Here is a 26,210-nt window from a genome sequence, read left to right as displayed (position 1 = left end):
TTTGTTTACTGAGGCTTGTTCGGATGATTGGGATAGCTTTCGCTACCTAATATCTTGCCTTCTACTTCAGTACCGTAATAGCTCTTGCCACCGTGGAATTGTTCGCGGGTTTTGGCAATATCATCATGATGACGTGGATCCTGTGGTCTCTCTCGAGTATCCAGGTACATGGCTACATCCCAGGCTTGCTGATCGGTCAGCTTGCCTGGCTGGCCCAGAGGCATGTTGCGCTTGATGAAGTAAGCGGCAGTATTAACACGCTGCATACCAGCCCCCCAGTTATAGGTTTCCGGACCCCATAATGGCGGGAATACATAACGTTCGTTAACCATCTGCCCTTCCCCGTTGGCGCCATGGCATACCGAACATTCCTGCTCGTATACGGTTTTGCCACGGGCAATATCCGGAGCCTGTTCGGGTTCATCTATGACGGGATAACCACGACCAGGCAGTGCTGGTTCTTTGCTGCCGCCAGCATCCAGGTAGGATTGCATAAAGGGAAAATCATCCCGCTTGCCGCCCTTGAGTAGTTCGGCGTCACTGGGGACGGCCATATCGGCGGGATCGAAACTTTCACCGGTGAGAGTGCCTTGAGCCAGCCAGTAGGCGTAGGCAGACAGCTCAACCAATACCGGATCATCCGTTGGCGGCGGAGTGCCGTTCATGGAATACAGGAAGCAGCCCTGAATACGCTCCTGGTAATCGTTGATCTTGTTGTTTTTCTTACGAAACGCCGGATAACTCATGTAAGCGGCCCATAATGGAGCGGCATTTTCTTTTTTACCCGAATCCATATGGCAGTTGACGCAGTTCAGGCCGTTACCCACAAACTCGGGGGCCAGTGACTGGGTGTTGACGAAATGTTCATAGCCACGCAGTACTTTCTCACCCAGCTCACCTTCGGGTAGTTGATCCCAGCTGGGGGGGCGCGGATATTCGCCGGCGGCCTGGCCTACCGGCAGCTCGTCCTGTATCGCCAGCTTGCCCACATCGGCAGCATAGGCAGTACTTACGGTGGCTAGTGACAAACCAAGCAGCAGAGTTGAAGAAGAGAGTCTGAACATTATTTGGTCTCCACGTTGGCAAAATAGTTGGCAACGGCGGTCATTTCTTCTGCGGTCAGTTTCTTGGCCACATGACCCATCAAGCCATTGCTGTCGCCGCTGCGTGCCCCGTCTTGCCATGCCTTCAACTGACTTTCGATATAGTCAGCATGCTGACCAGCAAGGTGAGGAAATGTTTCGCCTACACCTACGCCCTCCGGACCATGACAGGCCACACAGCTAGGCAGATCACGCTCCCAATCGCCTAGGTAAGCCAGTTTTTCTCCAAGCTCTGTCAGGTCTTGTGGTTGTTTTTCACCACGGAAAGCTGGGTTGGCAGGGAGTGCGACCGGCAGGCTGGCAAACCACTCACTGGTCGCCTTGATGCCGGCGTCGTCCAGCATCATGGCCATGGGTTTCATGATGGCATTGTTGCGTGTACCGGATTTAAAGTGCTCCAGCTGAGCGGCCAGATAAGAGGCGGGCATGCCTGCAATAGAGGGGGCCAAATTTGCCATTCCCAGGCCTGTTGGCTGATGACAGCTGACACAGGCCGCTGCCTGCGGGGGCATCTCGGCGACTGCCGGCAATGCATGTATAGCCAGGGCACTGGCTAGGAATACGAGTTTTTTCATGGTTATTATCCTGACGTTATGCTTCCGAACGTATTCTAGAAGTGTGATGACTAGGGTGATATACGTACATACCACATAACCTTAGTAGATTTGATCTACACATACATTCTAGTAACAAAAACATCACATTTCAGGCTAAATACATCATAGTTCTCGCCACTGTAACCACAGGCGGGTATCCAGTTCAAACTGATGATACTCAGGTTCCATATGGCAGCATAGTTGATAGAAGGCTTTGTTATGTTCCTTCTCTCGAAAATGGGCCAGTTCATGTACCACTATCATGCGCAAAAATTCTGGCGGGGCGGCCTTGAACAGGGTCGCGACTGTGATGCTGTTGTGGGCCTTTAATTTACTACCCTGTACCCGAGACTGAAAAGTATGTACGCCCAGTGCATGCTTGAGCACCTTGAGTTTACTGTCGTAACGTACCTGGCTCAGCGGAGCGCTTTTTCGCAGGTACTGACTTTTGAGCTCATTCGCATAGCTATAAAGCGCTTTATCACTTTGTATTTGATGGGTCTGGGGGTATTTGCGTTCAAGATACCCCCCAAGCTTGCCACTACTGATGAGTTCAGAGGCTTGTGTCTGAATGGAAGCCGGGTACCCGGCAAGGTATTTAAGAGGTGTCACATGCGCTCGCTGTTTAAGCTGGAAGAATAATCATGTTGCGTTATTAAAGGCAGGGGCTGCAGACCTGCCAGGTGAGTGAAGGTTAAAGGTGAATGCTGTTAAGCGAGGTTAAGCAGGTTTTGCGAATGCGTTTGTGCCGCCTTGCCGTATACACCGGCAATCACCTGATTTCTCAGCTCCATCTGGCCATAGGCATCTTTAGTCGTAGGGGGCTCGGTAGCAATATCCGTTTGTGACTTAACCGTCGTCGTCTTGTCTGCCATCGCGTTATCATCTTTCGCAGGCTTGGCGTTTTGTTGCAGCTCTGCGCGGGCTTCCATAATCAACTGCTCGGCACGGGCAGCGGCATTTTTGTCCGCCTGCGACGGCTCGGCAGGGGCCAGCGCCGCGGCTTTTACCTGCTGCATTTTCTCTATGGTGGCCATGGGGTCACCGGCAACAGGAGAGAGATCGACCGACACTTCTCCTTCAACCACATACTGTTTGCCATCGGGGCCGGTTTCATACTCGTAGCTGGGTGTACCTGTGTGTCGACCACCCACACTGGCATGTTGCTGTTCGTGTACCCGCACTTCCTGATCTCGTTGTTGCAGTTGCAATAGTTCGTCTTGCTGCTCAAGAGTCAGTTCTTTACCTGCTACATTTTTCTGCCGGCTGCTCGAGCCGGCCTCGTCGGTTTCCTCAGTGGCCGACTCTGTCGTCTTGTCTTCGTTCTGAGCGGCGACAACCGCAGTTTCTGTTGGCTTATCGGTCTCGGCGGTTGGTCCAGCACCCGTTTTACCCTGGCGATTATAAAGCCCGGGAGTCTCGGGCTGTTGTGATGACGTAAAACTGTCTGTTGCCGTTTGCCCGGTGGCGGATTGATCCGTGGGTGCGACCGGCTCAATACGCGGGCGCCGTTCGTTCTCTTGCTGGATCAGGCTGGCAGCCGCTGGCTGGGCAAAGGAAGAGATATCCTGAGTAGGACGAGAGATCTGCATATTACACCCGAATATCGATCAAGGTGCCGAGCATACCTTCGGCCGTTTTAATACTGTGCACGTTGGCCTGCGCGTGCAATTCAGCCTGTTGCAGCTGAATCAGGCTGTTGGTTGCGGATTTTTTGCTGGCATCCACAAACTGATCCGGATTGACCTCGGCCCCTGTGCTGGATTGATTGGCAAGCGTATTGATATTTTGCCGGCTGATATTCAGTGATGCTTCGGTGACGCTATCGGCCGAACGTTGATATCCCTGCAAACCGGCAGAAAAGGCAGATTGAATATTCATTATCGCGCCTCCCGAGTAAACGCCATTCATCTTGTCTAATTATTCATCATTATAAACATAATTTAATATAATGGTATTTTTGTTGTTAATAAGAAACCAGGCAGTCAGTTGACGATGAAAAGCGATGGCTTGTTTTATAAAGACGGCTATCGCTTTTAATCATGAAGAGATAATGATTCGTTATGAAAAATGGCCGATTAAAGCTGCTTGAGCAATACGGCTGCCAGCTGGTGGGCACTGGTAAAGGCGGCTTCTACGCGGCCACCCAAACACCAGTCGCCGCAGGCGGCCAGCCGAGCCGATGCATTTAACACAAATTCGGCATCGGGTTCGGCGACGTCGCTACTCAAGGCATAGCGCCAGCGATGCAGTTGAGCCTGAGTGATTGCCTTCGCATTGACTCCACTCAGGGCGCAAAACGATTCGATTAGCTGTTGCTTGACCGCTTCCTGATCGTCTTCCAGGTGGGCAGTGGCCCAATCAGAGGTGCTGTGAACCACAATGGCACCCGCCTCGCGGTTGCGGCCTGGTAGTCTGTGATTACAGGCAATCCAGCGAATGGGGGCATTGTTGACCTGGGCCGCGTCCCAACACGGTAAGTCGGCGTCATCTATCGCCAGTAACAGGGAATAACAAGGCAGCATGCTATAGCGCGCCAGGGTATCGCCTAATAAACGAGCGGGCAGTAGTGCCCGGGTTTGTGGCAGGGGCGCCGAGCTTATCACCCAATCGAACTCCCCCAGCAACGCAGCATTTTCATCCAGCAGTCGCCATTTATCCTGCTGTTGCTCTACTTTTTCCACTCGAGTGCTGAGACGTACCTCCAGGTCTGTTGCCATGGCTTTAAGCAGCCGGTTCATGGCCGGTGCTGCCACATAATGAGGTTCAAACCAGGGCCGCTTGAACGGCGCTTTGTCGGGACTCAACGTGGTAATATTCGGCTGCCATTCCACGACAGTACCGTCGGCAATAAACGGAGTCAGCAGTGTTTTGAAAGCCGAGCTGCGGGCGGTAAAGAATTGAGCGCCGTGATCCCATTGGTGGGTATCGTTACGGCGAGTCGACATGCGCCCCCCCAGACCTCGCGCTTTTTCAAACAAAGTAACATCTGCGTGTGGGCTCAGGTCACGGGCCAGAGTCAAGCCGGCTAAACCGGCACCTATGATGGCAATGCTGGGTTTCATGTTATTCCTTCTTATCTGCGAGTATGCATTGTTGTACATGGGGTTGGCGTTTGTACCAGATCAGAAAAAGGGCATATCCCATACGCAGCAGGCCACGAACGGGAGCCAGAGTAGCAAGCTTGGCCAGGATGCTTAAACGAGGAACGGTTTGCCACATCAATATAAATGCATCCACCCCGGTATGCAGCTGATGATGTTCATCCAGCAGATGCAGTTGCTGTAGACATTGTGCTGGCGTTAAGCCGAGTGCCGCCAGTTGTGTTTCATGTTGCCAGATATCCAGCCACAGGACCAAATCTGGCCGACTATAGTGACGATAAAAGGCGATTTCCCGATTGCACAGGCCACAGCGACTATCATAAAACACGGTTAACATTATCTGGCTCCGCTATTGTTCTTCGTCACTTATGGCGCCCGACCTGACGATCTTTGCGCCCGTTTACATAAATAAACTCTCTTCGAACTGCCTGGTAGCAAGTTGCCTCGAGGCACACCTACGCCATTCTGACCGTGCTTTTAATCCAAGACTTTCATGAAAAAAGCCTTTGTTTTTAAATAATTCCAAACTGATTAAACAAGCGGTCTATTTTGTTGCTCTATAAAGGTCGAACCAGGGGAGGTTCCCCGAGCCGCTGCAGGTACATTCTCGATAGGGTTTCGCATAAATCCGACCGCCATGGAAGGCGGAAGTGTCTCAATGGCCGTCGCGTTTTTCGATCTCTCATGTGATGTCGATGTAACAGGCTAAAAAGTGAACAAGCTGATCTCGTGAAGGAATGAACCGTGATATTATTGCCGTCACATCAAGCCAGTGCTTGGCTAACGTGCCGTCAATCCAGATCAGGGGGGCGGAAGTGCATTAATGATGACTGACAAGAGTCTTGATATGGATATGACTCCTTCCCGAGAATTACTGAGGCTACAGGCCGAAAACGAACGCCTGAAACGCATTGCTGCCGACGCCAGAGAAAAACTGGACGCGGCCATGGATGGCACCGGCCTGTGTGTCTGGCAGCTCGATATCATCACCGGCAAGCTGATTATTTTCAATCGGCGCTGGGGCTCCATGCTCGGCTTTCAACCCAAAGAGCTGGAAGCCAACTTTGAAGTTTGGAAGGCCCACCTGCACCCGGAAGATCGAGAAGAAGTACTGAATAATTTTTATGATCATCTACAAGGCCGTAATCATTTTTATGAGGTGCAACACCGCATGCTGAGTAAAACCGGCAAGGTGACCTGGGTGCAAGACCGAGGCCGGGTGGTTGAATGGGACGAGCAGGGTGTGCCATTGCGAGTGATGGGTACTCACATTGATATCACGCAAGAAAAAGAATACGAGCAGGCACTGTCCCAGCTGGCCCACAAGGATCCGCTGACTGGGCTGCTTAATCGAACGGGCTTGATCGAACGCTTTTCGCAGCTGCAACAAGCGGGCGAATTTACCCTGTGCTTTATCGATCTGGATGATTTCAAACAGGTGAACGATACCCTGGGACACCGAGCTGGAGATCGCTTGCTGATACAGTTTACCGAGCGTCTGCAGCAGCAATGTCCGCCCGAAGTGGTTATGGCGCGTTTGGGGGGCGATGAGTTTGTCTTGCTGTTACCCTGGCCTTTGCATGATGCCAGAACCCGGCCGCTGACCGCGGCGTGTATTCATTGCCTGGATCAGCCCTTCGAGCTGGATAATGGTGATGCGTATGTCGGCATGAGCATGGGAGTGGAAGGGGTACAAGCGCAGGACTGCTTTGGTGACGTGATGGCACAAGCCGATGCGGCCATGTATCAGGTTAAACGCTCCGGCAAGCGGGGTGTTTCTTATCACGAGCCACCCAGCCCAGCTCAACTGGGTATGGCACAACCGCTGGAATCGCCTGTATCCAGCATATAAAAAGACCGCCGAGGCGGTCTTTTTTACTGCAATACCGATACGCGGTATTAGTGTTTATTTGGCTGCCAGCTCAGCCATGCTGCTATCTCGTTGTTTTCTAAGGGGCCACAGACCAATCACAACCTGCCAGGTGATGGCCAATGCGCCTATGATAAATACCACATCACCAAAGGTGCGAATCCAGCGCAGGGTTTGCAGCAAGCCTTGTTGCATAAAGCTTTCGCTGCGGGCATACCACAGACCCTCGCTGGCACTGGCCACAAATTGAATGATGCCGATAGGCAGTAAACTGGTGAACAACATGAGCACCAGGCCGGCGTTCAACCACCAGAAACCGGTTTTCATCAGGGTTTCGTTAAACACCAGATTGGGGCGAATATAGCGCAATACCATCAACGTGAAGCCCAGCGCCAGGAAGCCATATACCCCAAACAGAGCGGCGTGAGCATGGGTTGCCGTGGTGTTCAGTCCCTGGATGTAATAGAGCGCAATCGGAGGGTTGATCATAAAGCCCAGCACGCCGGCACCCAGCATGTTCCAGAAAGCCACCGCCACAAAGAACATCAGCGGCCACTTCACCTTTTCCATCCAGGGTGCGCTGTTTTTCAGGCGCCAGTTTTCCCAGGCTTCATAGCCGAGCACCACCAGTGGCACCACTTCCAGTGCACTAAAGGTCGCCCCCACGGCCATGACAGGCGTGGTGGTACCCGAGAAGTACATGTGATGGAAAGTACCGGGTATACCGCCCAGCATGAACAGAGAAGCCGACGCCAGGCTGGCGGTGGTGGCCATGCGTTTGGACACCAGCCCCATGCTGCAGAAGATGAAAGCCAGGGCGGTTGCCGCAAACACTTCAAAGAAGCCTTCCACCCACAAGTGGACTATCCACCAGCGCCAGTATTCCATTACAGAGAGATGGGTGCGTTCGCCGTAGAAGAAACCGGCACCGTAGAACAGACCAATGGCCACACAGGAGGCGGTTAACAGCGCCAGCAAGTGCTTGTCTCCGGGTTGACGTAAGGCAGGAAGGATACCGCGCAACATCAGTACCAGCCACAGCACCAGGCCGATAAACTTGCCGATTTGCCACGCTCTGCCCAGGTCGACGTATTCATAACCCTGGTGACCGAGCCAGAAGTTAAGCTGAGGCGGCATGATTTGCGCGATGGCCAGGTAGTTACCGGCAAAGCTGCCGACCACCACGGCGATCAGTGCCCAGAACAGGATATCCACACCCAGCTTCTGATATTTGGGATCCTTACCGCCATTGATGATGGGAGCAAGAAACAGGCCGGCGGCTAAAAAGCCGGTGGCTATCCAGAACAAGGCGCTTTGCAAATGCCAGGTGCGCAGCAAGCTGTAGGGGAACCATTTGGACAGCTCGAAGCCGTAAAAATGCTGACCTTCCACCGTATAGTGTGCAGTGGCACCGCCCATCATGATCTGGAAGGTGAACAGCGCCACCACCAGAAACAGATACTTGCCTAATGACTTCTGCGACGGCGTCAGTTTGAAGCTGGTCAAGGGATCTGTGATGGGTGCTTGTGGCTCTTTTTCTTCTTTACGCAAGAAGGCCCAGGCCCACACCAGGCCGCCGATACCGGCAACCAGCAACACCACGCTGACTAAAGACCAGACCACGTTTTCTGCGGTGGGTCTGTTGTCAATCAGCGGCTCGGGCGGCCAGTTGTTGGTATAGGTGGCTTCCCCCGGAGTACGTTCGGTACCCGCGGCCCAGGCCGTCCAGAAGAAGAAGTGGGTCATGTCGGTACGCCGCTCGGCGCTCGGCAAGGTGTTCTCCTTCATGGCGAAGCTTTGGCGGGAGCTCTGATACTTGGGGTCGTCACCAAACAGGCTATGGTAGTACTCGGCAGTGTTGGCCATGGCCGCCGCGCGGCGCTCCGACACCACCAGCACATCGTCGGTGCTGTTATAGCCGTTGCTGCGATACTCCGTTTTCAGGCGGTGTTGCAGCACGGCTTGCTGCTCACCGTTCACGTCGGCGTAATGCTGATTGAATTCATCGATACTGGCCAGTTCCAGCCAGGCCATCAACTCGCGATGTAACCAGTCGGCGGTCCAGTCGGGTGCTTGATAGGCGCCATGGCCCCAAACTGAACCTAATTGCATGCCTCCCACCGATTGCCAGGCGGTCTGACCGTCGAGTATGCCCTCTTTGGTGGTGAGCAAGGTACCACTCTCGGTAACCACCCGGGCAGGAATAGGGGGCGCGGAACGATAAACTTCACTGCCAAAATAGCCGAGTACGGAAAAGGTAATGCCGAGAACGACGAGCAATATCGTCCACAGGCGACGGTAGTTAGCCATGGCGCACCTCCTGGTGTGAATTAACAGCAGCAAGAAAGTCTTTTTCAAACAAGAGATTGCTGTTTGCACCTATGAGTGGGATGAGCGCGCGAAGCGTCTCTAAAGCGCTGCACTCTTGCCTGTCTGCGGCCCATACCGCTGTATTTTCGTTTGAACGGGTGTGTTGCATTGCTGCCTTCCTTTTGGCAATAGCCCAATGACGGGTATATGTCATACAAAGCAAATCCTGTGCCATTTTTTAAGTGTTTGATTATTAGGTGTTTAATAAAAACATGGTAAATATAACCCGGCAGCATTAAGGTAATTTAAACCCTATCAAGGTGTATAAAACCCTATGTTATACGAAACATTACAGGCCGACTTGACGGCCGAGTTACCCAGTGCGGTACGTTTGCAGAATCTGGTGCGCGCTGTGCGTGAATACTTTGGTGCCGGCGCCGTGTGTCTGTTGCGGCTGGAAGGGGATGCGTTAAATCCGGTAGCGGTAGACGGCTTGGTGCAGGAAGCGTTGGGCCGACGTTTTATTGTGGCCAGGCACCCTCGGTTGGCGGCTATTCTTGCCAAGCAGGACGTTGTGTCGTTTGAGCCTGATTCTATCTTGCCCGATCCTTACGATGGCCTCCTGGAGCATAAGGTGGGCCAACCACTGCACGTGCATGATTGCATGGGAGTTAGTCTGTACGTCGAGGGTGATTTGTGGGGGCTGTTAACCCTGGACGCACCGCAAGCCGATACTTTCAATGAAGAAACCAGGGCGCATTTGCAACGATTGACGCTGACTATTGCGGCAGCCATAAGGATGACACGGCTGGAGCAGGAGGTGCGCAGTTTGCGATTAGTGAGACAAGACGCACCGACTCAGGGGCGCGAACAGCGCCAGGGGAATATTTTGGGTCAAAGCGCTCGACTCAACGCCTTGTTGCAAGAGCTGGATGTGGTGGCCGACTCGGAATTACCGGTGTTGCTTACCGGAGAAACCGGCGTGGGCAAAGATTTGTTTGCCCATCGTTTGCATCAGCAGTCGCGCCGCCGACGTCAGCCTCTGGTACAGGTGAACTGTGCCGCCCTGCCCGAGTCTCTGGCCGAGAGTGAATTGTTCGGGCATGTCAAAGGGGCATTTTCGGGAGCTCTTCATGCCAGAGCAGGTCGGTTTGAGGCCGCAGATGGCGGCACTCTGTTTCTGGATGAAGTAGGCGAATTACCTCTGGGTATTCAGGCCAAGTTATTGCGGACATTGCAAAATGGTGAAATTCAGCGATTAGGGGAAGATGCGCCGCGCAAGGTGGATGTTCGTATCATTGCCGCAACAAACCGCCAGCTGCACGATAGCGTACGCGACGGTCACTTCAGAGCGGATCTGTATCATAGGCTGTCGGTTTATCCGGTGCCGATCCCCCCATTGCGTGAGCGAGGTCGTGACGTGTTGGTATTGGCTGGGCATTTTCTGGAGCTTAATCGTACTCGATTAGGGGTGCGCAGCTTGCGATTATCTCCCGCGTCCGAGCTGGCATTATGTCGTTACTCATGGCCGGGTAATGTGCGAGAACTGGAGCATGTCATCAGCCGTGCGGCAATTAAGGCGATCAGTCAGGGGGCGGCTCGTGAAGACATTATTACCCTGGAGCCTGAGCTGCTGGATTTGGCGGCAGGTTTGGTCAATGTCTGCGGCGAGGTGGGAAATGATTCGAATACGGCATTAAACACAACCAAAGGGGGGCTCGTAACGGCTAACACCCCATCCACTGTACCGGCCAGCTTGCAGCTGGTTACCTATCAAGCTCAGCGTCATGCGGTGGAACAGGCCTTGGCTCATAGCAAAGGCAATTGGGCCAAGGCCGCTCGCGTGCTGGAGATAGACGCCAGTAACCTGCATAAACTGGCGAAGCGATTGGGTTTGAAGCAGGCATAGCGCCAGCAGTCTGCTCAGATTAGGTTCAGTGTCCATTCCAGGCCTGACTACAGCTGTGATCGCTGTGTTTTATACCACGAGCACCGGGCATCTGGCGGTACTGGTAACACGATGAGAAACCCTGCCCAAAAACATGCCGTCCTTATCACTGTGAGTGCCGCGGGTGCCCACCACTATCAGGTCGGCTTCTTTTTCGCGAGCAAAGCGCACTATGACTTTTGAAGGGCGGCCACTTTTCACAAAGCCACGCACCTGGGTTGCTCCCTGTTGCCAGGCATGCTCTTTGGCGTAAGTGACGACTCCTTTGGCATAGTCAGACAGCACCTTATCGGGAATATCCATCTCTACCGGCCGACCGATAGATAAACTGGCTTCAAACAGGCTGTGGTGCTTGTAAACACAAATCAGATAAATCTCTACACTCGGCAGCAATACCTGCAGCTGAACGGCTTTATCCACTGCCTTGAGTGAGAGAGGTGAACCATCGACGGCCACGACTATCTTATTAAACACACTTTTCCCCTTTATTCACTAAGTGATACCCGCCCCTCCAGGGGCGGCGGGTTTATCGTTATGTTTCCCGTTAATCGGGAAAAGCCACGTCACGCAAGAAGAGTGCGATTTGCGGAAAAGCAATAATGAGCCCAGCCGCTACCACCAGCATGAAAATAAAAGGCGGTGTGCCGCGAATCACCTCCATGTAAGGCCGTTTGAAGATGGCGATGGCGGTGAATATATCGCAGCCAAAGGGCGGGGTGGCCGAGCCGATGGCGACCTGCAAAGTGATTAATACCCCCACCAGTACCGGATCCAGGCCGGTTGCCTGAATGGCCGGAGCAAAAATGGGGGTTAACACCAGAATAACCACTATGGGATCGACAAACATACAGGCGATAAAGAAGGCCACGCAAATAGCGACCAGGACTCCGACCGGACCGGCATCGTTCACACCTACGGCTTCCAGAATGGTTTGCGGCACTTGGGCAAACGACAGTATCCAGGAGAAACCGTTACCGGCCGCCACCAGAATAAAGACCACGGCGGTGATCAGGCCGGTAGATTTGGCAATGCGGTACAGATCGAGCATTTTGAGCGAGCGAAACACGAGAAATTCGAGCAAAAAGGCGTACAGCACACAGACGGCGGCGGCTTCGGTGGGGCTGAAAATACCGCCATAAATACCGCCGACAATAATCACCGGGAAGAATAACGGCCACAGCGCCATTCGTGCTGCACTGAAACGCTCAGACCAGCTGGCTTTTGGCTCGGTAGGGACCTGGTTTTTATGGGCGTAATATAAACAGTAGAACGAAAACATCACCAGAATCAGCAAGCCTGGGCCTATGCCGGCAATAAACAATTCGGCAATCGAGGTTTTGGAAATGACGCCATAGATGATCATACCGATACTGGGCGGGATCAGGAATGCAATGTCACTGGCGTTAATGATCAGCGCCAGAGTAAAGGAGTCGGAGTAACCGGCCTTCAGCATTTTGGGACGCAGTGGTGAGCCTATCGCCACCACTGTGGCTTGAGTCGAGCCGGACACAGCACCAAACAAGGTGCAGGAGGTTGCGGTGCTGATGGCGAGCCCCCCTTTGATGTGACCGATAAAGGCCATCACCATGTTAATGAGGCGATCGGCTGATTGGCCGCGGGTCATGATGTCGGCGGCCAGAATAAACATGGGTACGGCAATCAGCGAGGCGGGGCGAATGCCGGCCATCATTTGCTGAATGAAAGTACCCATCTGGCCAAAGCCATCAAACATCATTACAAAGCCAACCACAGAGGCGGTGATCAGCGGTATCATCATGGGAAAGCCCAGCAGCAGCAGCCCAATCATGATGGCCATTAACAGAGTTGCCATGGTTTATGCCTTTTTTATCGTTATTAACATCAGACTGACGGTGAGCATCAATAGTTATACTTCGGTTTCGGTATCTGCATAGCCATCGGCCACGCCGGTAGACAGGTATACATCCGGGCTGGTGATGTTCTTTATGGCCGTGAGCAAATACTGGATACCGGTAATGGCAAAGCCAATGGGTGCCCAGATGTAAATCCACCAGATTTCAAACCCCAGCGCCGGTAAAATACGGCCACGGCTGTACAGGGTTTCTATGTAGCCGTAGGCGTAATAGCTGAGAAAAAACATCATGCTGGCAGTGAACAGAGCGATGAATATCATCAACACCTTTCTGGCTTTGGCAGGGAGAGCATCATAAAGCGCCGACATACGTATATGGCGACCATGACGGGCGGCATAGCCCAGGCCGGCAAAGGTGATAAAGATAATTAAAATCCGGTTGATTTCGCCGGAGAAAAAGAAGCCCTCGCCAAAAACAAAGCGCGCAATCACATTGGCACAGGTATTAATGGCCATCAGCAAGACGCCGACGGCCAGCATTGCGGCTTCACCACGGGCAATCCATTCATCGATAACGCCAAGAAAGCCGGGCAGGCCAGAGGTGTAAGCAGGGGTATCGTCTTCTGTTTCAGGGGCAGGCTCAGACATGGTTATGCTCCAAGGCTACGCTCGCCGACCAATAACCTGAGGCCTGTCGCGAGTTCCGAACCCCAAAGCCATTACAGCAACAGGGCTGGAGTTAAAATAAAGCCCCACCTGTTGGGTGGGGCAAGGGTAAAACAAGTATTACAGGTCTTTAAGATCTTGCTTGAACTGCTTCAGTAGCGCCTTGCCACTGTCACCTGTCATTTCAATGAACTTGCTTTCTACCTGAGGCGCTCGCTCTTTAAAGGCGTTAATCTGCTCATCGTTCAGGCGCGTTACGGTGACTTTGTCGCTGCTGTCGGTAATTTTCGCCAGCGAGCGATCAGCCAGTCCGTCGATATGCTGCAGAATTTCCTCAAAAGCATAATCGGCTGCCTTGTGTACCAGTTGCTGATCATCATCGGACAGACCGTTGTAGAAGTCCTGATTGGCCATCATTGCGGTGGTAAACCAGCCGTGTCCGGTAAAAATCAGGTTGGGAGATACTTCATATAATTTGCCGGATTCTATCCAGAAAATAGGATTTTCGTGACCCTGAATCATGTTGGTCTGCAGTGCGCCATACACTTCGCCCCAGGGGAGAGGGGTCGGAGTCGCGCCAAAGGCGGAATAGGTTTCCGACAACAGCGGATTGGTCATGACGCGGATTTTTTTGTTGTCGAGCTCTTGTGGAGTCGTGGCCTTTTCATCCAGCGTGATGACCATTTCTCCTTCTGGATACATGGTCAGCAGTTCCAGGCCTTTTTCTGCGTAGAGCTTGGGAAAGTCTTCATTGATGGCCTTGCTTTCCCGAAAGAATTTCACGACCGACTTCATGTCGGTTGGCATCAGGTAGGGAATGAAAAAGATTTGCGCTTCGGGAATAAGAGAACCGGTAAAGCCGGGAGACTGGTTAACGAAGTTGAGAATGCCGGCCTGGGTTTGCTCCATGATGTCATCGGATTCCCCCAATTCGCCAAAGCGATAGACCTGCAGGGTATGATCCGAGTGTTCTTCTATGTATTCCTTGAATTTGTAGGCATATACATCTTGTACATCACCTGCGTATTCTTCATGAGCATAGCGCCAGTTGGCGGCCTGGGCAGCGGTGCAGGTAAACAACGCCAGCGCCGACAATCCTGTCAGCTGTTTCAAGGTACGTTTTAATCTGTATTGCTTGTCCATTAAACACTCTCCATTGTTTCGAGTTCAAACGTTCCATAATTAGTAACAGACTGGCAAAAGAAATAGTGTGACGCAAGGATTTGGCGCCATTAAGTCTGTTTTATTGATATGTATCGCTCTTGAAATATACGCCACTGGTGGTATTTTATTCGCTTTGTTTGTTTTTTAACGGGTTGGTGGTGATGTATATGTGTTGCGGGTGACGAGAGTAATAACAAAACCGGAGAGGGAAAGACGAGTATTAGAGTGATCTCGTTGCATCACTAATGATTATTGGTGCTGGTCGTTGGAGTGTGATTGTTGACTGGAGTAAATGGCGTCAGGATTGACGGAGGCAAATGGCTTGCCCCCGAAGAGACTGGCTGTCGCTTGCCAGTTCAGAACAATATCCGAAAATACGACTTAAAAGTGATAGCTCAGTACGACACCGGTCAGGGTCTGGGTGGCATCACCCACCTGGCTGACGATGGGGCTGTCCTTGGCGTCACCACTTAATTGCGTGATACCGGCCAGGCCGGTCACCGACCAGTCGGAAGCAAAGCGATAAGTCATGCTGCCCGTTAATCCCAACCGCCAGTAGCCCTGATCGGCCCGGTAACGAGATAAACCACTGCGGGCTGCATCGCGTGCCGAAACATCGAACATATCCTGGGTCCATTCCTTACTGCTATAAATCAGGCTGGGGCCAAATCCGGCATACCAGTTTGGTGCAATTTCGCTGCGCCATCCCGCTCGCAGGGTGACCTTATAGCCCTCTACATCACCGCCGAGTGGAGTTTCGGCTTTGAGGCTGTAATTCCAGGCACCTGGTTGATAACTCAGGCGTACGCCGCCGGTCAGGCCGGCATCTATTTTTTCGAAGCCACTCAAGTCGCCTGTGTTATCGCGACCCAGGTGGTAGCCGATAAAAGGAGAAAGACTCCAGTCTTGCTGCTGGTATAAATTCCAGCCAAGGCCGTCACGTAAATTCAGATAAAACAGCTCGCCATATTTAACATTGAGATCGGGTAATACTCGGCTTGTGTAATCATCACTGCCCAGATAATCGGGCGTGACCATCACGGCGGCTCCCAGGGTGCCACTCCAGGGAGACTGCGCCATGGCCGGAGCGGCCAGCATGGGCGCCAGTGCGGCCAAAGAATAGATAAATGAACGCGACATAAAACGGCTATCCTCTCATTATTTTTAATCGTTAATAAGCCTCAACCTATCCCTGGTCGCACCTGTCAATGTGGTGCGGGCGTGGTTATGGGTGCAATACTGAATGCCGGATGTTTCTCGAGTGAAACGAATGCATATCGAAGGCAGCTTAGCATGCCTGCTATGGTGTAGGGGGTTGCGAACGCCCGTTATGGGCGCAGACAAGTTGACTATATTGAGAATTGAGATTGAGAGTGCAGAGAACAAGGAGGCAGCAATATGTCAGTAACCCTGAAGCGAGCTTATGAGCCGGTCAGTCGGCAAGATGGCTATCGGGTGCTGGTTGACCGATTATGGCCAAGGGGAGTCAGCAAAGAGGAGGCCCGGCTTGATGACTGGCTGAAAGACGTGGCCCCCAGTGATGATTTGCGTACGGCTTTTCATGAACAGCAACTGGCGTGGGGTGAGTTTCGCCGTCGTTACTTAAGTGAGTTGAAACAACACCGATTGGCCTTGCGCGATCTGGCGCAAACAGCGGAACAAGGTAAAGTAACCCTGGTGTACGCCGCCAAGGACGAACAACACAATAATGCGGTGGTGCTGCGCCAGTACCTGGCGATGTTGGGTTAACGGCAATAAAAACCCAGCCGAAGCTGGGTTGGTATCTATCTTGAGCAAACCGAAGAAGGGTTACTTGGTTGATAAGGCCTGGTTCAGTGTCGCGCTGGGGCGCATAACTTTATCCAGAGCGGCAGTATCAATATGATAATAGCCTTCCAGACCCGCATGCTGACCTTGAACGGACTCAAGTTCAGCCAGGATTTTGTCTTCGTTGTTAGCCAGAGTGTCGGCCAGTGGCGCAAAGTGAGCGGCCAGTTCGGCGTCTTCGCTTTGGGCTGCCAGTTGCTGGGCCCAGTACAGGCTCAGGTAGAAATGGCTGCCGCGGTTGTCCAGCTCGCCGGCTTTGCGCGAAGGCGACTTGCCATTATCCAGCAACAGCTCGGTGGCCTTGTCCAGACAGCTGGCCAGTATCTTGGCCTTGCTATTCCCTTCTTTGATACCCAGCTCTTCCAGCGACACCGCCAGTGCCAGGAACTCGCCCAACGAATCCCAGCGCAAGTGGTTTTCTTCCAGCAACTGCTGTACGTGCTTGGGCGCAGAGCCACCGGCACCGGTTTCGTACATGCCGCCACCGGCCAGCATGGGCACGATGGACAGCATTTTGGCCGAGGTACCCAGCTCCAGGATGGGGAACAAGTCGGTGAGGTAGTCGCGCAGCACGTTACCGGTGACGGAAATGGTATCCAGTCCGCGGATAATGCGTTCCATCGAGAAACGAATGGCTTCGTTGTAAGACATGATCTGAATATCCAGACCGCTCAGATCATGTTCTTGCAGATAGGCGGTGACTTTTTTACGCAGCTCATTGTCGTGGGCGCGTTCGGCATCCAGCCAGAATACCGCCGGGGTATTGGACTGACGGGCACGGGTAACGGCCAGCTTGACCCAGTCGCGTACCGCGGCGTCCTTGGTTTGACAGGCGCGCCAGATATCGCCTTTCTCGACGGGATGCTGCATCAGCACGGTGCCGTTTTCGTCGACTACGCGCATGGTACCATCTTCCGACAGTTCAAAGGTCTTGTCATGAGAGCCGTACTCTTCGGCTTTCATCGCCATCAGGCCCACGTTGGGCACGGTTCCCATGGTGCGCGGATCGAAGGCACCGTTAGTCTTGCAGAAGTTAATCACTTCCTGATAGATGCGCGCATAAGTACTTTCAGGCATCACGGCCTTGGTGTCTTTCAGCTTGCCGTCACGGGCCCACATTTTGCCCGAGCTGCGGATCATGGCGGGCATGGAAGCATCAACAATCACGTCGCTGGGTACGTGCAGGTTGGTAATGCCTTTAACCGAGTCTACCATGGCCATTTCCGGGCGGCTCTCGTAGCAGTCGTGGATTGCCTGCTCAATTTCGTCCTGGGTCGACTGCGGCAGCGTTTTTATTTTCTCCAACACACTGTTCATGCCGTTATTGGGGTTAACGCCCAGTTCGTCGAACAGATCGCCATATTTCTCGAATACGCCACGATAGAAGACTTTCACCGCGTGCCCAAACACTATGGGGTGAGATACCTTCATCATGGTGGCTTTAACGTGCAAAGACCACATCACGCCGCTTTCTTTACAGTCTTGCAGCGTCTGCTCAAAAAAATCAGACAGCGCGTTTGCGCTCATGAACATGCCGTCCAGCACTTCACCAGCTTGCAGCGGCAGTTCTTTTTTCAGCTCGACCTGACCGGCCTGGTTGACGAATTCAATACGAACGGTCTGGTCTGTGCTCATGGTGACCGACTGCTCGCTGGAGAAAAAGTCGCCGCCATTCATGTAATCGGCGTGAGAGCGGGAAGCCTTGCTCCATTCACCCATGGAATGCGGGTACTTGCGCACGAAAGCCTTGACGGCTGCCGGGGCGCGACGATCGGAGTTGCCCTGGCGCAATACCGGGTTAACGGCACTGCCCAGAATGCGTGAGTAGCGCTCGGCCGCCGATTTTTCTTCATCGGTCGTGGCTTCTTCCGGCAAGTCGGGAATGGCAAAGCCCTGCGCTTGCAGCTCGGCAATGCAGGCTCTTAGCTGGGGTACGGAAGCACTGATATTGGGTAGCTTTATGATGTTGGCACTTGGGTCCTGAGTCAGTTCGCCCAGTTCGCTCAGGCCGTCTGCGACACGTTGTTCTTCACTCAGGCACTCGGGAAATGCAGCCAGAATACGACCGGCAAGAGAAATATCGCTCAGCGTCACCTTGATGCCGGCTGTGCTCACAAAAGTACGCACTATGGGTAATAAGGAATACGTGGCCAGGGCGGGCGCTTCGTCGGTGAGGGTATAAACTATGGTGGGTTCTTTGGTGGTCATTATTTCGTTCTTTCCCTGATTGATAATTTGGGACGCAACGGCTTGATATGACACCCAGCTTTGCTTGCCTGTGACGCTGACTGGGGCCGCTGCAGTAAATACTCGGGCATCATTGTATGACAGATGCCCCCCAAGACTTAAGCGACTTAAGTCAATTCTGTGCTTTCAGGCGAATAATCTTGGTCCTAACTGGGTGCGGCTTCCATGGTGGCGGGTTTATCCGGGATGATATTGGCCACGCAGACGCGGTCTCTGCCATTGTGTTTGGCTTCGTATAACATGGTGTCAGCACGCTGGGTCAGGGTTTCGGCGTTATCGGTCGCAAGCGCCTGAGCGACGCCGGCGCTAACGGTAATGGTCCCTATGTCGGGAAAAGGGTGGTGACGTATCTTTTCCAGTAATAACTGAGCCAGCAAGGCGGCCTGCTCTTGCGTGGTTTCAAAGCAAAGTACCAGAAATTCTTCACCGCCCCAGCGGCAAATAATATCGGATTTACGCAGATTGTCTTTTAACAGCCGGCTGCATTCCACCAGTACCTTGTCTCCCGCCAGGTGGCCATACTGGTCGTTAATTTGCTTGAAATGATCAATATCCATCATGATGACAGACAGTGGATGCTGATATCGCTGGGCGCGTTCGAGATCCGTCTCCAGCGTTAGATTCAAGCCGTGGCGATTGGTTAACTGGGTGAGTGCATCGGTTTGCGCCGTGATATTAAGTTGTTTGTTTACCGCCTTCAGGCGACGCATCCAGAACAGGCTGGTGCCAATCACGGCCAGCAGTAAAATACCGAGTCCGTAGGCAAAGGTGTAATCGGTGATGGTTTCCGATACAACTTTCAGGCTTAGGTGGCGGTCCATCACCTGTTGTCGTTCTTGCTCACTGATAGCCGCGATGCCGCGATTAAGTATATTGCGCAGCGTTTGTTCCGACTTGACTACGCCGATACGCAACTGGTTGTCATATCCCGGGATCTGACCCGACACTTTGAGGTTGTACCAGCCGGCGCTCTTGATGGTGTGGGCCGCCACAACCAGAGAACGCAGCGTCATATCCGCCTTGCCATCCGACACCATCTGCATGGCCTCGGGCTCGGTATCGGTATCAATCATTGTCAGGTTGGTAAAGTCCCGGGCAAACAGCTCTGCCATGGCTGTACCGCGCTGCAGTGCTATGGTTTTATTGGTCAGGCTGGCGAGATCGGAAATAAACGGATGATCTTCCCGGGTAATCAATACGTTGGGATCTTCCAGCAAGGGGTCGGTAAAAATAAGCCATTCATCGCGTTCCGGTGTCTGGTTGAGAGCACTTAACACCAGGCACTGTCCGCTCTGCGAGGCAATCAGACTTTCATCCCAGCTGTGGGTGGGGTGCAATTGTATCTGCAAGCCGGTTTTGTTGCCCACCAGGGCAAGCAGGTCGGCAATAATACCCACATGTTTTTGATGTTTATCTATCGCCTCAAAGGGTAGCCAGTCGGGATCGACACAAACAGGTACCACAGGATGTGCGCTGACATAGACCTGCTCGGTTACGCTTAGCGGAACTTGAAGGGGGTAGGCGTTTAACGGGAGACTGCCAAGTAACAGCAACAACAGTATTGACCACAAGCGATAGCCTGTTAATCGAAATAAGGTAAAGACGCGCCGTATGTCGGCAAATACAGAGGCTGAGTCCATTTCTGCTCTCACGCTATGACTATCAAGTCATCATGCCGCCTTGGTTATAATAGAGCAATCATTGAATGTTTAACTTTGCAGGCTGATTCTCATCAATGGCGCGGTATTCGTCTTGAATCATTAAATGAGCCAGAAATAGTGACTCGCCGTTATCAGATGACTGTCAATCGTCAATAAAGAGCTTAGAAGTAATATGCCGATTGAGATAACAGATAATAAAAGAAGACACCCGAGCCTGGCTCGGGTGTCGACGTTATTATGAATGGTGACGGGATGAAGAGGACGAAAAGTGAATTTCCTCTTCTTTCTTGCCTGCCTGCGGATTGTTGAATCGATCTACATCCATGGCACCTTCGCTTTTACCCACAATGCAGGTGACCACGGAGTCGCCGGTGATATTGACCGCCGTGCGTATCATGTCGAGCAGACGATCGACACCGATAATCAGTGCGATACCTTCTACCGGCAGACCCACCTGATTAAGCACCATGGCCAGCATAACCAGCCCCACGCCCGGCACTCCCGCGGTGCCTACCGAAGCCAGGGTGGCCGTCATGATCACCATCATGTAATCGTTAAAGCTCAGGTCGATATTAAAGGCCTGCGCAATAAAGGCGGTGGCTACGCCCTGCATGATAGCGGTGCCATCCATATTGATGGTGGCGCCCAATGGCACGGTAAAGGCCGCTACCTTGTTGTCTACCCCCATGCGCCGGGTGGCGGTTTCCATGGTCACCGGTATGGTGGCGTTGGACGAAGCGGTAGAAAAGGCAAACATGATGGCATCTTCCATTTTTTTCAGGAAGATAAGCGGGTTCAGGCCGGTAAAGGCACGGAACATGATGGAGTAGGTCACCAGGCCGTGCAGCAGCAGGGTACCAGCCAGTACCAGAAAGTATTCCATCAGGTTGACGATGGCATCGAGCCCCAAATCACTGAACAGCTGAGCCATCAGACAGAAGACGCCGTAAGGCGCTATGTTCATCAGCAGTGACACCAGCTTCATGATCACTTCGTTGAAGTCGCTGAACAAGGCGGCAATGCGTTCTCCCGGTTTACCCGCCAGGCTGATGGCGATACCGAACAGCACGGCAAACACGATAATTTGCAGCGTGTTGCCTTCAGCCATCGAATTGATGGGGTTGGTGGGAAACATGCCCACTATGACTTCACCCAGGGTAGGTGCTTCTTTGGCGGCAAAGGTGGCAGCACTGGTCAGGTCGACGCCTTCGCCAGGCTTGAACAGGTTACCCATCAGCAGCGCCAGGCTGATGGCGATGGCGGTGGTGACCATGTAAAAAGCCAGGGTCTTGCCACCCAGGCGACCCAGAGTCGCGAGATCTTTCAACGAGCTGGTGCCACACACCAAAGACACGAAGATCAGTGGTACAACCAACATTTTCAGGCTGGCAATGAAGATCTGGCCGCCGACCTGCAACAGGCCGTCGACCACATATTCCTGCACTAGCGCTACGTCACCCAAGAGGGTGCGGAAAATAAATCCCGCTAAAATGCCAAGACACATACCGAGCAGCACTCTGGCGGTCAACGACATTTTTTTCTTATCGGTGGTCATCGAGTGGAATCTCCTTATCCGATACAAAAGAGCAAAAACGATGGCATCAGCAGATGCCCTGTGGTGAGGTATCATACCTCGAGTTTGCCATGCCTAATCCGGCTGATATGGCAAAACGGCGCACAGAATGCCAGCTTTTTTGTTTGGCGTGAAGTTTTCTGCTTCAAAAACTCCGGCCATCTCTCATCATGAATCGGTTGCTATCCCCGATGAATTCGGGGCGCCAGCACTCCGCACGTTGGAGAAACATGACTTAGCGGGAAGGAGGTCGTCGATGGGCAAGCCAATGATCAACAGAGATAATCCCCGCACCGCGCTGCATTAATAACAGTAACACCGCGGCCCAGACGCCATGCAACGGGTAGGCGTGAGGGTAGACCCATAGCTGAATCACCATAGTCATGATCAATAAGGAAAAAGCCGATAAACGCGTGGCCAGCCCCAACAGTAGCAGCAGGGGAAACAGGTGTTCGGCCACCGCAGCCAAAAGAGCCGCCCACTCGGGAGCCAGCCATGGCAGTTGGTATTCTTCCTTGAACAGTATGATGGCCAGTGGTCTCAGGGTCGGCCAGCCGAGTGTCCATTCCCCGTTAATGAGATCGATGGCCAGGCCATCGATCTTGGTTTGGCCAGACTTCCAGAAGGTAGCGGCAATGGCAAAGCGCCCCAGTAATGCGATGGGTGAATAGGGTATACGGCTAAACCATGAATTAAGCTGGTTGATCAGGCGAATCGGCATCATGACTCATCTCCGGTAAGGTAAAAAGTGCCAATGGCTCTCTGTTGCAGCAAGAGTGTCAATGTGGACTCGGGGGTAAAGTCGGGATATTGCAATAAGGTGTGTTCCAGTGCCTGAGTCAGGGGTTGCAGCGATAACCGGGCAATGAAATGGGCGCTGGCTTCGTTAAGCGTGAGCAGCAGCACCTGATGTTCCGGGCGCACCAACAGAGCCTGCTCTGGCCGTAAAGGGTCGACAGTGGCGATATCAAGCTGCCCCTGGTGTGTCTGCCACAGAGAAACCACGGCATAAGGTGAGCGAATCAGTCGAGCGCAAGGCTGCAATACCAGACGTAATCGCGCCACGCGGTGGGGGTCGGTCAATATCGAGCCGAGGGCGTCAACATCTAGCTGAATGGGCTCGGCGGCATGCAGCACGTTTAACCAATCCAGCTCCATACGGGCAAGATCCGCCAGATAAGGCAAGACAGCGGCCGGCGCAAAGGAGGCGATAAAGTCGGGAAAATGTTCGCCATATTTGGCGAGTAAAGGAGAGCTTGGCGGAGAATGTTCGATATACAAGCCGCTCATGGCACGAAAGAAGTCGTCTCCTACCAACTGCTGGCAAACGGGAAAGGTATCTGCCAGGGCCTGGCTCAAGGAGGCCCGTACATTATTACGATAGACGGCAAAGCGCGCTTGATTGCCCGGATTGGGGTTAAGGCTGGTGGGCAATGCTTGTTCGGGGTCCAGCAGCGCCTTCATGAAAAGACGATCAGTCGTCATGAGCGGCTCCTTGTGGTGGCTTGCTGCAACCAGTGTTGCGCCTGATGTACTTCTGCCAACAGGGTCGCCAGGGGGGGAATATGATTGTCCCGCTCAATCAAGGTGGGTTGTGGGCCAAGGCGAGACAGGGCGTATTGATAGAGCGACCAGACAGGCTTGGCGATTGGCGCGCCATGACTGTCTATCAGCAACCGGGCCCCCTGATTGTCCTGCTGCTCCTCAAAACCGGCCAGGTGTAATTCGCCAACGGTGTCCAGCGGTAGTGCTTCTATGTAGTCGATGGCCGAGTAGTCATGATTGACCGATGACACATACACATTGTTGATATCCAGTAATAGACCGCAGCCACTGCGTTGCACCACTTGATGAATAAAGTCGGCCTCAGCGAGACAAGACTCGGCAAAACTCAGGTAGGTAGCGGGATTTTCCAGCAATATGGTGCGCCCCAGTGTGGTTTGTACCTGATCGAGATGCTCGCAAACACGTTGCAGTGTTGTTGGGGTATAGGGCAGCGGTAGTAAATCGCTGGCAAAGCTGCCATCGACGGCCGACCATGCCAGATGTTCGGAAACGGCGTTGGGCTGGTAGCGATCCACCAGTGTTCGCAAGCGATTCAAATGGTTGTCATCTATTGGCTCGGCGCCACCGATAGACAGTCCAACGCCATGAATAGACAGCGGGTACAAGGTGCGGACACGCTCCAGGTAATGAAGTAGAGGACCGCCATCCACCATGTAATTTTCGGCATGCACCTCAACAAAGCCCAGCCCGGGTTGTTGGGTCAGCAAAGCTTCAAAGTGCTGAGGCTTTATACCCAGACCCACACCGGCCGGTAAACCGGCCGGGCGAGAGTGAGTTGCCGGGGTGCTGTGTAATGAAGTTGCCATTCAAGCCTCCCATTCATTCACCAGATTATGCCTTCACTTCTTTAAAGGCTTCCAGCTGACCATGGCCGGTTGGTGACGTCGGTGAGACCGTTTCCAGGCAGGTGCCTGCAGGCACCAGTTTCCAGGCGTTACCCTGATAATCGACTTTGGCGGTACCGGCGCAACTCGTACCGGGGCCTGCGGCACAATCATTCTTGCCTTTTAGCGCCACGCCGTAGCATTTTTCGCTGCTGGCACCATCTGTCGCGACGACCGGCATACTCACCGCGGTGAGGGCGGTGGTCAGGGCAAAGGCAATGGCGGTTGCTGTGGTTGCTTTGTTCATGTTGAGCTTCCTTCTAACAGAAATGGAATGACCACAAAATGCGGCAACATTGCCGTCATCTTGCTGGTTAGTCGGAAGCACTGGATGAATTGTTACAAAAAAGTAAAACTTTATGCGGGCGAGTCTGAAGTAGCAGGCCCTGTTTGCGGGATTTCTTCTATCTCTACAATCTTCGAACGGCTCATCACCACCTTCCAGCGCTGGATAATCGGCGGATTCTGCCCCTGAACTTCACGGGTGACCAGGTTGATGAGATAGCGTTTTTCTACCGGGTGGCGTGCAACCTGTCCTTCTTTTAGCTGATAGACGTGGTGGGTGCCTTTTTCCATTAGCTTGGACAGCAAACTCAAGTCCAGCTGCAGTGTTTCGCGTGTTTGTTCGTAGCCGCTTAAAAAACGGGTCGGCAGCATACGGGAGTGACTGCCGTAATGCATCACCACTTCTTCTTTCTGGGTTACGTTGGCATGGCGCGCGCTCAGAATGTCTTCTTTTAATCTGGCCGGGCGACGATAATCGAACCACTCAAGCTGGCGCCCCACCAATTGATTGCTATGCACATCAAAATACTGCCGCCGCCACTTGGGGCGACCTTTACGCAACCAGCGCCACAAGGTGTTGCGCAGGTCGTCTTTGAATATTTCACGCAACGCATACAAGAGTGCCAGCAACAAGATAACCAGCAGCGAAATGCTGCCCAGTGTCTCGCGTACCTCAAAGACCGCCAGCGACATCGTGGTCATTACCACGGCGGTGACGCCGGCTTTCAGCAGCTTTTCTTCGCCTCCTCCCAGCTCTCGGGTTTTTTCTTTCAATGTCACCGGATATTCAATCAAACGGCGTAACAGCCGCATTTTGTTGGAGATTCTCGACAAGGCTTCGGTGGTATGGCTGGAGTTGTACTGTTGTGCAACGCGATGCTTATGTTCCAGATCACACACATCCAGCAACAAAACCTTGGCGGTTTTATATTCTTTGGTGCGTGGTAAATGCGCCACCAACGACAGCAGCCGTTGCTCGGTAAACCAGGAAAGGTAATTATCGATGTTGACGTAATATTTATGCAGGGTCTGATCATCGGGAACATGGCGGCGCAAGCGGCGTAAAATATCCTGCGCCAGGGCGATCAGTTCTTCAATGGCTTCTTGAGTCACGCCGTCTTTTTCGTTGCGCAGTTCTTGGCAAGACTGCTCCAGTCCAATGGCATACTGGTAAGCATACAAGCTGAGGCTAAGGCGATATTGTTCCGATGAAAGTTCGCCCCGCTTGGCCAGACGACTGTGGATTAGAGGGAGATAGGGGCGGTCACTGAAATAGGTCCGTTGTACATGAATGGCACTGTGATAGAACTCTTCTTCCGGCACCACCTTGGTGTTGAGTCCCAGCTCGCCGGGTATGAAGAAATAAATATCCAATCGGTGCTCGGTGGCCTCCCGCAGAATGCGAGATATCTTGAGAGAAAAACCGTCTTTACGCTCAACACTGATCACGGGTTGGAATTACACCACAAACATTAATGATGACAATATCTTAACGTATTTCTGCGCTCGGTGCTTGCGGCCAGCTGTGCGGTTATGGAGATAAAAAGCCCCGCACAAGGCGGGGCCGAAATATCG

At 52.9% G+C, this 26,210-nt stretch carries 25 protein-coding genes; 3 read left to right on the top strand and 22 right to left on the bottom strand.

Annotated features, from left to right (window positions below):
- Positions 1–5: 5 nt before the first annotated feature.
- The 7 genes from IEW52_RS08765 to IEW52_RS08735 all read right to left on the bottom strand — a co-directional run bounded on the left by IEW52_RS08765 (position 6) and on the right by IEW52_RS08735 (position 5,140).
- Entirely contained in the window at positions 6–1,064 is a 1,059-nt protein-coding gene (locus tag IEW52_RS08765) for a c-type cytochrome (RefSeq protein WP_188629691.1), read from the bottom strand.
- Entirely contained in the window at positions 1,064–1,678 is a 615-nt protein-coding gene (locus tag IEW52_RS08760; protein WP_188629690.1) for a c-type cytochrome, read from the bottom strand. Before IEW52_RS08760 ends, IEW52_RS08765 begins: the two co-directional genes overlap by 1 nt.
- A 144-nt stretch (positions 1,679–1,822) precedes the next feature.
- Positions 1,823–2,311 carry a M48 metallopeptidase family protein gene (locus IEW52_RS08755; RefSeq protein WP_188629689.1) on the bottom strand — a complete coding sequence of 163 codons (489 nt, stop codon included), beginning with the start codon at positions 2,309–2,311 and terminating at the stop codon, positions 1,823–1,825.
- A 98-nt stretch (positions 2,312–2,409) separates the two neighbouring features.
- Positions 2,410–3,291 carry a putative metalloprotease CJM1_0395 family protein gene (locus IEW52_RS08750; protein WP_188629688.1) on the bottom strand — a complete coding sequence of 294 codons (882 nt, stop codon included), beginning with the start codon at positions 3,289–3,291 and terminating at the stop codon, positions 2,410–2,412.
- Between the two features lies 1 nt (position 3,292).
- Complete coding sequence (locus IEW52_RS08745; protein WP_188629687.1) at positions 3,293–3,580, bottom strand: hypothetical protein; 288 nt, start codon at positions 3,578–3,580, stop codon at positions 3,293–3,295.
- Positions 3,581–3,777: 197 nt separating this feature from the next.
- On the bottom strand, positions 3,778–4,764 hold the full coding sequence (locus IEW52_RS08740) for an NAD(P)/FAD-dependent oxidoreductase (RefSeq protein WP_188629686.1): 987 nt from the start codon (positions 4,762–4,764) through the stop codon (positions 3,778–3,780).
- A gap of 1 nt (position 4,765) precedes the next feature.
- Complete coding sequence (locus tag IEW52_RS08735) at positions 4,766–5,140, bottom strand: thiol-disulfide oxidoreductase DCC family protein (RefSeq protein ID WP_188629685.1); 375 nt, start codon at positions 5,138–5,140, stop codon at positions 4,766–4,768.
- A gap of 516 nt (positions 5,141–5,656) precedes the next feature.
- Between IEW52_RS08735 and IEW52_RS08730 the strand changes: the two genes are divergently transcribed.
- Complete coding sequence (locus IEW52_RS08730) at positions 5,657–6,655, top strand: sensor domain-containing diguanylate cyclase (protein WP_188629739.1); 999 nt, start codon at positions 5,657–5,659, stop codon at positions 6,653–6,655.
- A 54-nt stretch (positions 6,656–6,709) separates the two neighbouring features.
- On the opposite strand, the gene IEW52_RS08725 is transcribed toward IEW52_RS08730, so the two are convergent.
- Both IEW52_RS08725 and IEW52_RS08720 read right to left on the bottom strand, forming a co-directional pair.
- A complete protein-coding gene (locus IEW52_RS08725) occupies positions 6,710–8,983 on the bottom strand; it encodes a nitric-oxide reductase large subunit (RefSeq protein ID WP_188629684.1) in 2,274 nt (757 codons plus the stop codon).
- Positions 8,976–9,152 carry a hypothetical protein gene (locus tag IEW52_RS08720; RefSeq protein ID WP_188629683.1) on the bottom strand — a complete coding sequence of 59 codons (177 nt, stop codon included), beginning with the start codon at positions 9,150–9,152 and terminating at the stop codon, positions 8,976–8,978. The genes IEW52_RS08725 and IEW52_RS08720 overlap by 8 nt, the downstream gene beginning before the upstream one ends.
- Before the next feature lie 165 nt (positions 9,153–9,317).
- On the opposite strand from IEW52_RS08720, the gene norR reads away from it, so the two are divergent.
- Positions 9,318–10,892 carry a nitric oxide reductase transcriptional regulator NorR gene (norR, locus tag IEW52_RS08715; RefSeq protein ID WP_188629682.1) on the top strand — a complete coding sequence of 525 codons (1,575 nt, stop codon included), beginning with the start codon at positions 9,318–9,320 and terminating at the stop codon, positions 10,890–10,892.
- Positions 10,893–10,961: 69 nt separating this feature from the next.
- Here the strand turns inward: norR and IEW52_RS08710 are convergent, their stop codons facing one another.
- The 5 genes from IEW52_RS08710 to IEW52_RS08690 form a co-directional block, all read right to left on the bottom strand.
- A complete protein-coding gene (locus IEW52_RS08710; protein ID WP_188629681.1) occupies positions 10,962–11,405 on the bottom strand; it encodes a universal stress protein in 444 nt (147 codons plus the stop codon).
- A gap of 70 nt (positions 11,406–11,475) precedes the next feature.
- Positions 11,476–12,762, bottom strand: coding sequence for a TRAP transporter large permease (locus tag IEW52_RS08705; RefSeq protein ID WP_188629680.1), 1,287 nt, complete (start codon positions 12,760–12,762; stop codon positions 11,476–11,478).
- Between the two features lie 54 nt (positions 12,763–12,816).
- Positions 12,817–13,410: a TRAP transporter small permease gene (locus IEW52_RS08700; RefSeq protein WP_188629679.1), complete on the bottom strand. Its 594-nt coding sequence runs from the start codon at positions 13,408–13,410 to the stop codon at positions 12,817–12,819.
- 138 nt (positions 13,411–13,548) lie between these two features.
- On the bottom strand, positions 13,549–14,571 hold the full coding sequence (locus tag IEW52_RS08695) for a TRAP transporter substrate-binding protein (RefSeq protein ID WP_188629678.1): 1,023 nt from the start codon (positions 14,569–14,571) through the stop codon (positions 13,549–13,551).
- 402 nt (positions 14,572–14,973) lie between these two features.
- Positions 14,974–15,732: a MipA/OmpV family protein gene (locus tag IEW52_RS08690; RefSeq protein WP_188629677.1), complete on the bottom strand. Its 759-nt coding sequence runs from the start codon at positions 15,730–15,732 to the stop codon at positions 14,974–14,976.
- A gap of 258 nt (positions 15,733–15,990) precedes the next feature.
- Here IEW52_RS08690 and IEW52_RS08685 point away from each other — a divergent pair, with 258 nt between their 5' ends.
- Entirely contained in the window at positions 15,991–16,341 is a 351-nt protein-coding gene (locus tag IEW52_RS08685) for a DUF488 domain-containing protein (RefSeq protein ID WP_188629676.1), read from the top strand.
- A 60-nt stretch (positions 16,342–16,401) separates the two neighbouring features.
- Here the strand turns inward: IEW52_RS08685 and IEW52_RS08680 are convergent, their stop codons facing one another.
- From IEW52_RS08680 to IEW52_RS08645, 8 genes are all read right to left on the bottom strand, one after another.
- The gene (locus IEW52_RS08680; RefSeq protein ID WP_188629675.1) at positions 16,402–18,627 is read right to left on the bottom strand and encodes an NADP-dependent isocitrate dehydrogenase; all 2,226 of its coding nucleotides are present in this window, start codon (positions 18,625–18,627) and stop codon (positions 16,402–16,404) included.
- Positions 18,628–18,812: 185 nt separating this feature from the next.
- Positions 18,813–20,306 (bottom strand): diguanylate cyclase, encoded by a 1,494-nt coding sequence (locus IEW52_RS08675; RefSeq protein WP_188629674.1) that lies wholly within the window; start codon positions 20,304–20,306, stop codon positions 18,813–18,815.
- A gap of 256 nt (positions 20,307–20,562) precedes the next feature.
- The gene (locus tag IEW52_RS08670) at positions 20,563–21,882 is read right to left on the bottom strand and encodes a dicarboxylate/amino acid:cation symporter (RefSeq protein WP_188629673.1); all 1,320 of its coding nucleotides are present in this window, start codon (positions 21,880–21,882) and stop codon (positions 20,563–20,565) included.
- Positions 21,883–22,135: 253 nt separating this feature from the next.
- Positions 22,136–22,624: a DoxX family protein gene (locus IEW52_RS08665; RefSeq protein WP_188629672.1), complete on the bottom strand. Its 489-nt coding sequence runs from the start codon at positions 22,622–22,624 to the stop codon at positions 22,136–22,138.
- Positions 22,621–23,385, bottom strand: coding sequence for an HvfC/BufC N-terminal domain-containing protein (locus tag IEW52_RS08660; protein ID WP_188629671.1), 765 nt, complete (start codon positions 23,383–23,385; stop codon positions 22,621–22,623). Before IEW52_RS08660 ends, IEW52_RS08665 begins: the two co-directional genes overlap by 4 nt.
- Positions 23,382–24,272 carry an MNIO family bufferin maturase gene (gene bufB / locus IEW52_RS08655; RefSeq protein ID WP_188629670.1) on the bottom strand — a complete coding sequence of 297 codons (891 nt, stop codon included), beginning with the start codon at positions 24,270–24,272 and terminating at the stop codon, positions 23,382–23,384. The genes IEW52_RS08660 and bufB overlap by 4 nt, the downstream gene beginning before the upstream one ends.
- A gap of 25 nt (positions 24,273–24,297) precedes the next feature.
- Entirely contained in the window at positions 24,298–24,597 is a 300-nt protein-coding gene (locus IEW52_RS08650) for a BufA1 family periplasmic bufferin-type metallophore (RefSeq protein WP_188629669.1), read from the bottom strand.
- A gap of 110 nt (positions 24,598–24,707) precedes the next feature.
- Positions 24,708–26,084 (bottom strand): hypothetical protein, encoded by a 1,377-nt coding sequence (locus IEW52_RS08645; RefSeq protein ID WP_188629668.1) that lies wholly within the window; start codon positions 26,082–26,084, stop codon positions 24,708–24,710.
- Positions 26,085–26,210 lie beyond the last annotated feature (126 nt).

This window comes from Oceanisphaera marina, from assembly GCF_014643915.1.
GTDB classification, from domain to species: Bacteria; Pseudomonadota; Gammaproteobacteria; order Enterobacterales; family Aeromonadaceae; genus Oceanimonas; species Oceanimonas marina.
This window is presented reverse-complemented; position numbering and strand designations above follow the sequence as displayed.

What these genes read in the sequence shown, in the direction of transcription:
- IEW52_RS08745 (WP_188629687.1), bottom strand. Translation starts at nt 3,580, where the DNA reads ATGAATATTCAATCTGCCTTTTCTGCCGGTTTGCAGGGATATCAACGT.
- norR (WP_188629682.1), top strand. Translation starts at nt 9,318, where the DNA reads ATGTTATACGAAACATTACAGGCCGACTTGACGGCCGAGTTACCCAGT.
- IEW52_RS08685 (WP_188629676.1), top strand. Translation starts at nt 15,991, where the DNA reads ATGTCAGTAACCCTGAAGCGAGCTTATGAGCCGGTCAGTCGGCAAGAT.
- IEW52_RS08665 (WP_188629672.1), bottom strand. Translation starts at nt 22,624, where the DNA reads ATGATGCCGATTCGCCTGATCAACCAGCTTAATTCATGGTTTAGCCGT.
- IEW52_RS08660 (WP_188629671.1), bottom strand. Translation starts at nt 23,385, where the DNA reads ATGACGACTGATCGTCTTTTCATGAAGGCGCTGCTGGACCCCGAACAA.
- IEW52_RS08690 (WP_188629677.1), bottom strand. Translation starts at nt 15,732, where the DNA reads ATGTCGCGTTCATTTATCTATTCTTTGGCCGCACTGGCGCCCATGCTG.
- IEW52_RS08675 (WP_188629674.1), bottom strand. Translation starts at nt 20,306, where the DNA reads ATGGACTCAGCCTCTGTATTTGCCGACATACGGCGCGTCTTTACCTTA.
- IEW52_RS08680 (WP_188629675.1), bottom strand. Translation starts at nt 18,627, where the DNA reads ATGACCACCAAAGAACCCACCATAGTTTATACCCTCACCGACGAAGCG.
- IEW52_RS08705 (WP_188629680.1), bottom strand. Translation starts at nt 12,762, where the DNA reads ATGGCAACTCTGTTAATGGCCATCATGATTGGGCTGCTGCTGCTGGGC.
- IEW52_RS08740 (WP_188629686.1), bottom strand. Translation starts at nt 4,764, where the DNA reads ATGAAACCCAGCATTGCCATCATAGGTGCCGGTTTAGCCGGCTTGACT.
- IEW52_RS08730 (WP_188629739.1), top strand. Translation starts at nt 5,657, where the DNA reads ATGACTCCTTCCCGAGAATTACTGAGGCTACAGGCCGAAAACGAACGC.
- IEW52_RS08650 (WP_188629669.1), bottom strand. Translation starts at nt 24,597, where the DNA reads ATGAACAAAGCAACCACAGCAACCGCCATTGCCTTTGCCCTGACCACC.
- IEW52_RS08720 (WP_188629683.1), bottom strand. Translation starts at nt 9,152, where the DNA reads ATGCAACACACCCGTTCAAACGAAAATACAGCGGTATGGGCCGCAGAC.
- bufB (WP_188629670.1), bottom strand. Translation starts at nt 24,272, where the DNA reads ATGGCAACTTCATTACACAGCACCCCGGCAACTCACTCTCGCCCGGCC.
- IEW52_RS08765 (WP_188629691.1), bottom strand. Translation starts at nt 1,064, where the DNA reads ATGTTCAGACTCTCTTCTTCAACTCTGCTGCTTGGTTTGTCACTAGCC.
- IEW52_RS08735 (WP_188629685.1), bottom strand. Translation starts at nt 5,140, where the DNA reads ATGTTAACCGTGTTTTATGATAGTCGCTGTGGCCTGTGCAATCGGGAA.
- IEW52_RS08670 (WP_188629673.1), bottom strand. Translation starts at nt 21,882, where the DNA reads ATGACCACCGATAAGAAAAAAATGTCGTTGACCGCCAGAGTGCTGCTC.
- IEW52_RS08750 (WP_188629688.1), bottom strand. Translation starts at nt 3,291, where the DNA reads ATGCAGATCTCTCGTCCTACTCAGGATATCTCTTCCTTTGCCCAGCCA.
- IEW52_RS08760 (WP_188629690.1), bottom strand. Translation starts at nt 1,678, where the DNA reads ATGAAAAAACTCGTATTCCTAGCCAGTGCCCTGGCTATACATGCATTG.
- IEW52_RS08700 (WP_188629679.1), bottom strand. Translation starts at nt 13,410, where the DNA reads ATGTCTGAGCCTGCCCCTGAAACAGAAGACGATACCCCTGCTTACACC.
- IEW52_RS08725 (WP_188629684.1), bottom strand. Translation starts at nt 8,983, where the DNA reads ATGGCTAACTACCGTCGCCTGTGGACGATATTGCTCGTCGTTCTCGGC.
- IEW52_RS08695 (WP_188629678.1), bottom strand. Translation starts at nt 14,571, where the DNA reads ATGGACAAGCAATACAGATTAAAACGTACCTTGAAACAGCTGACAGGA.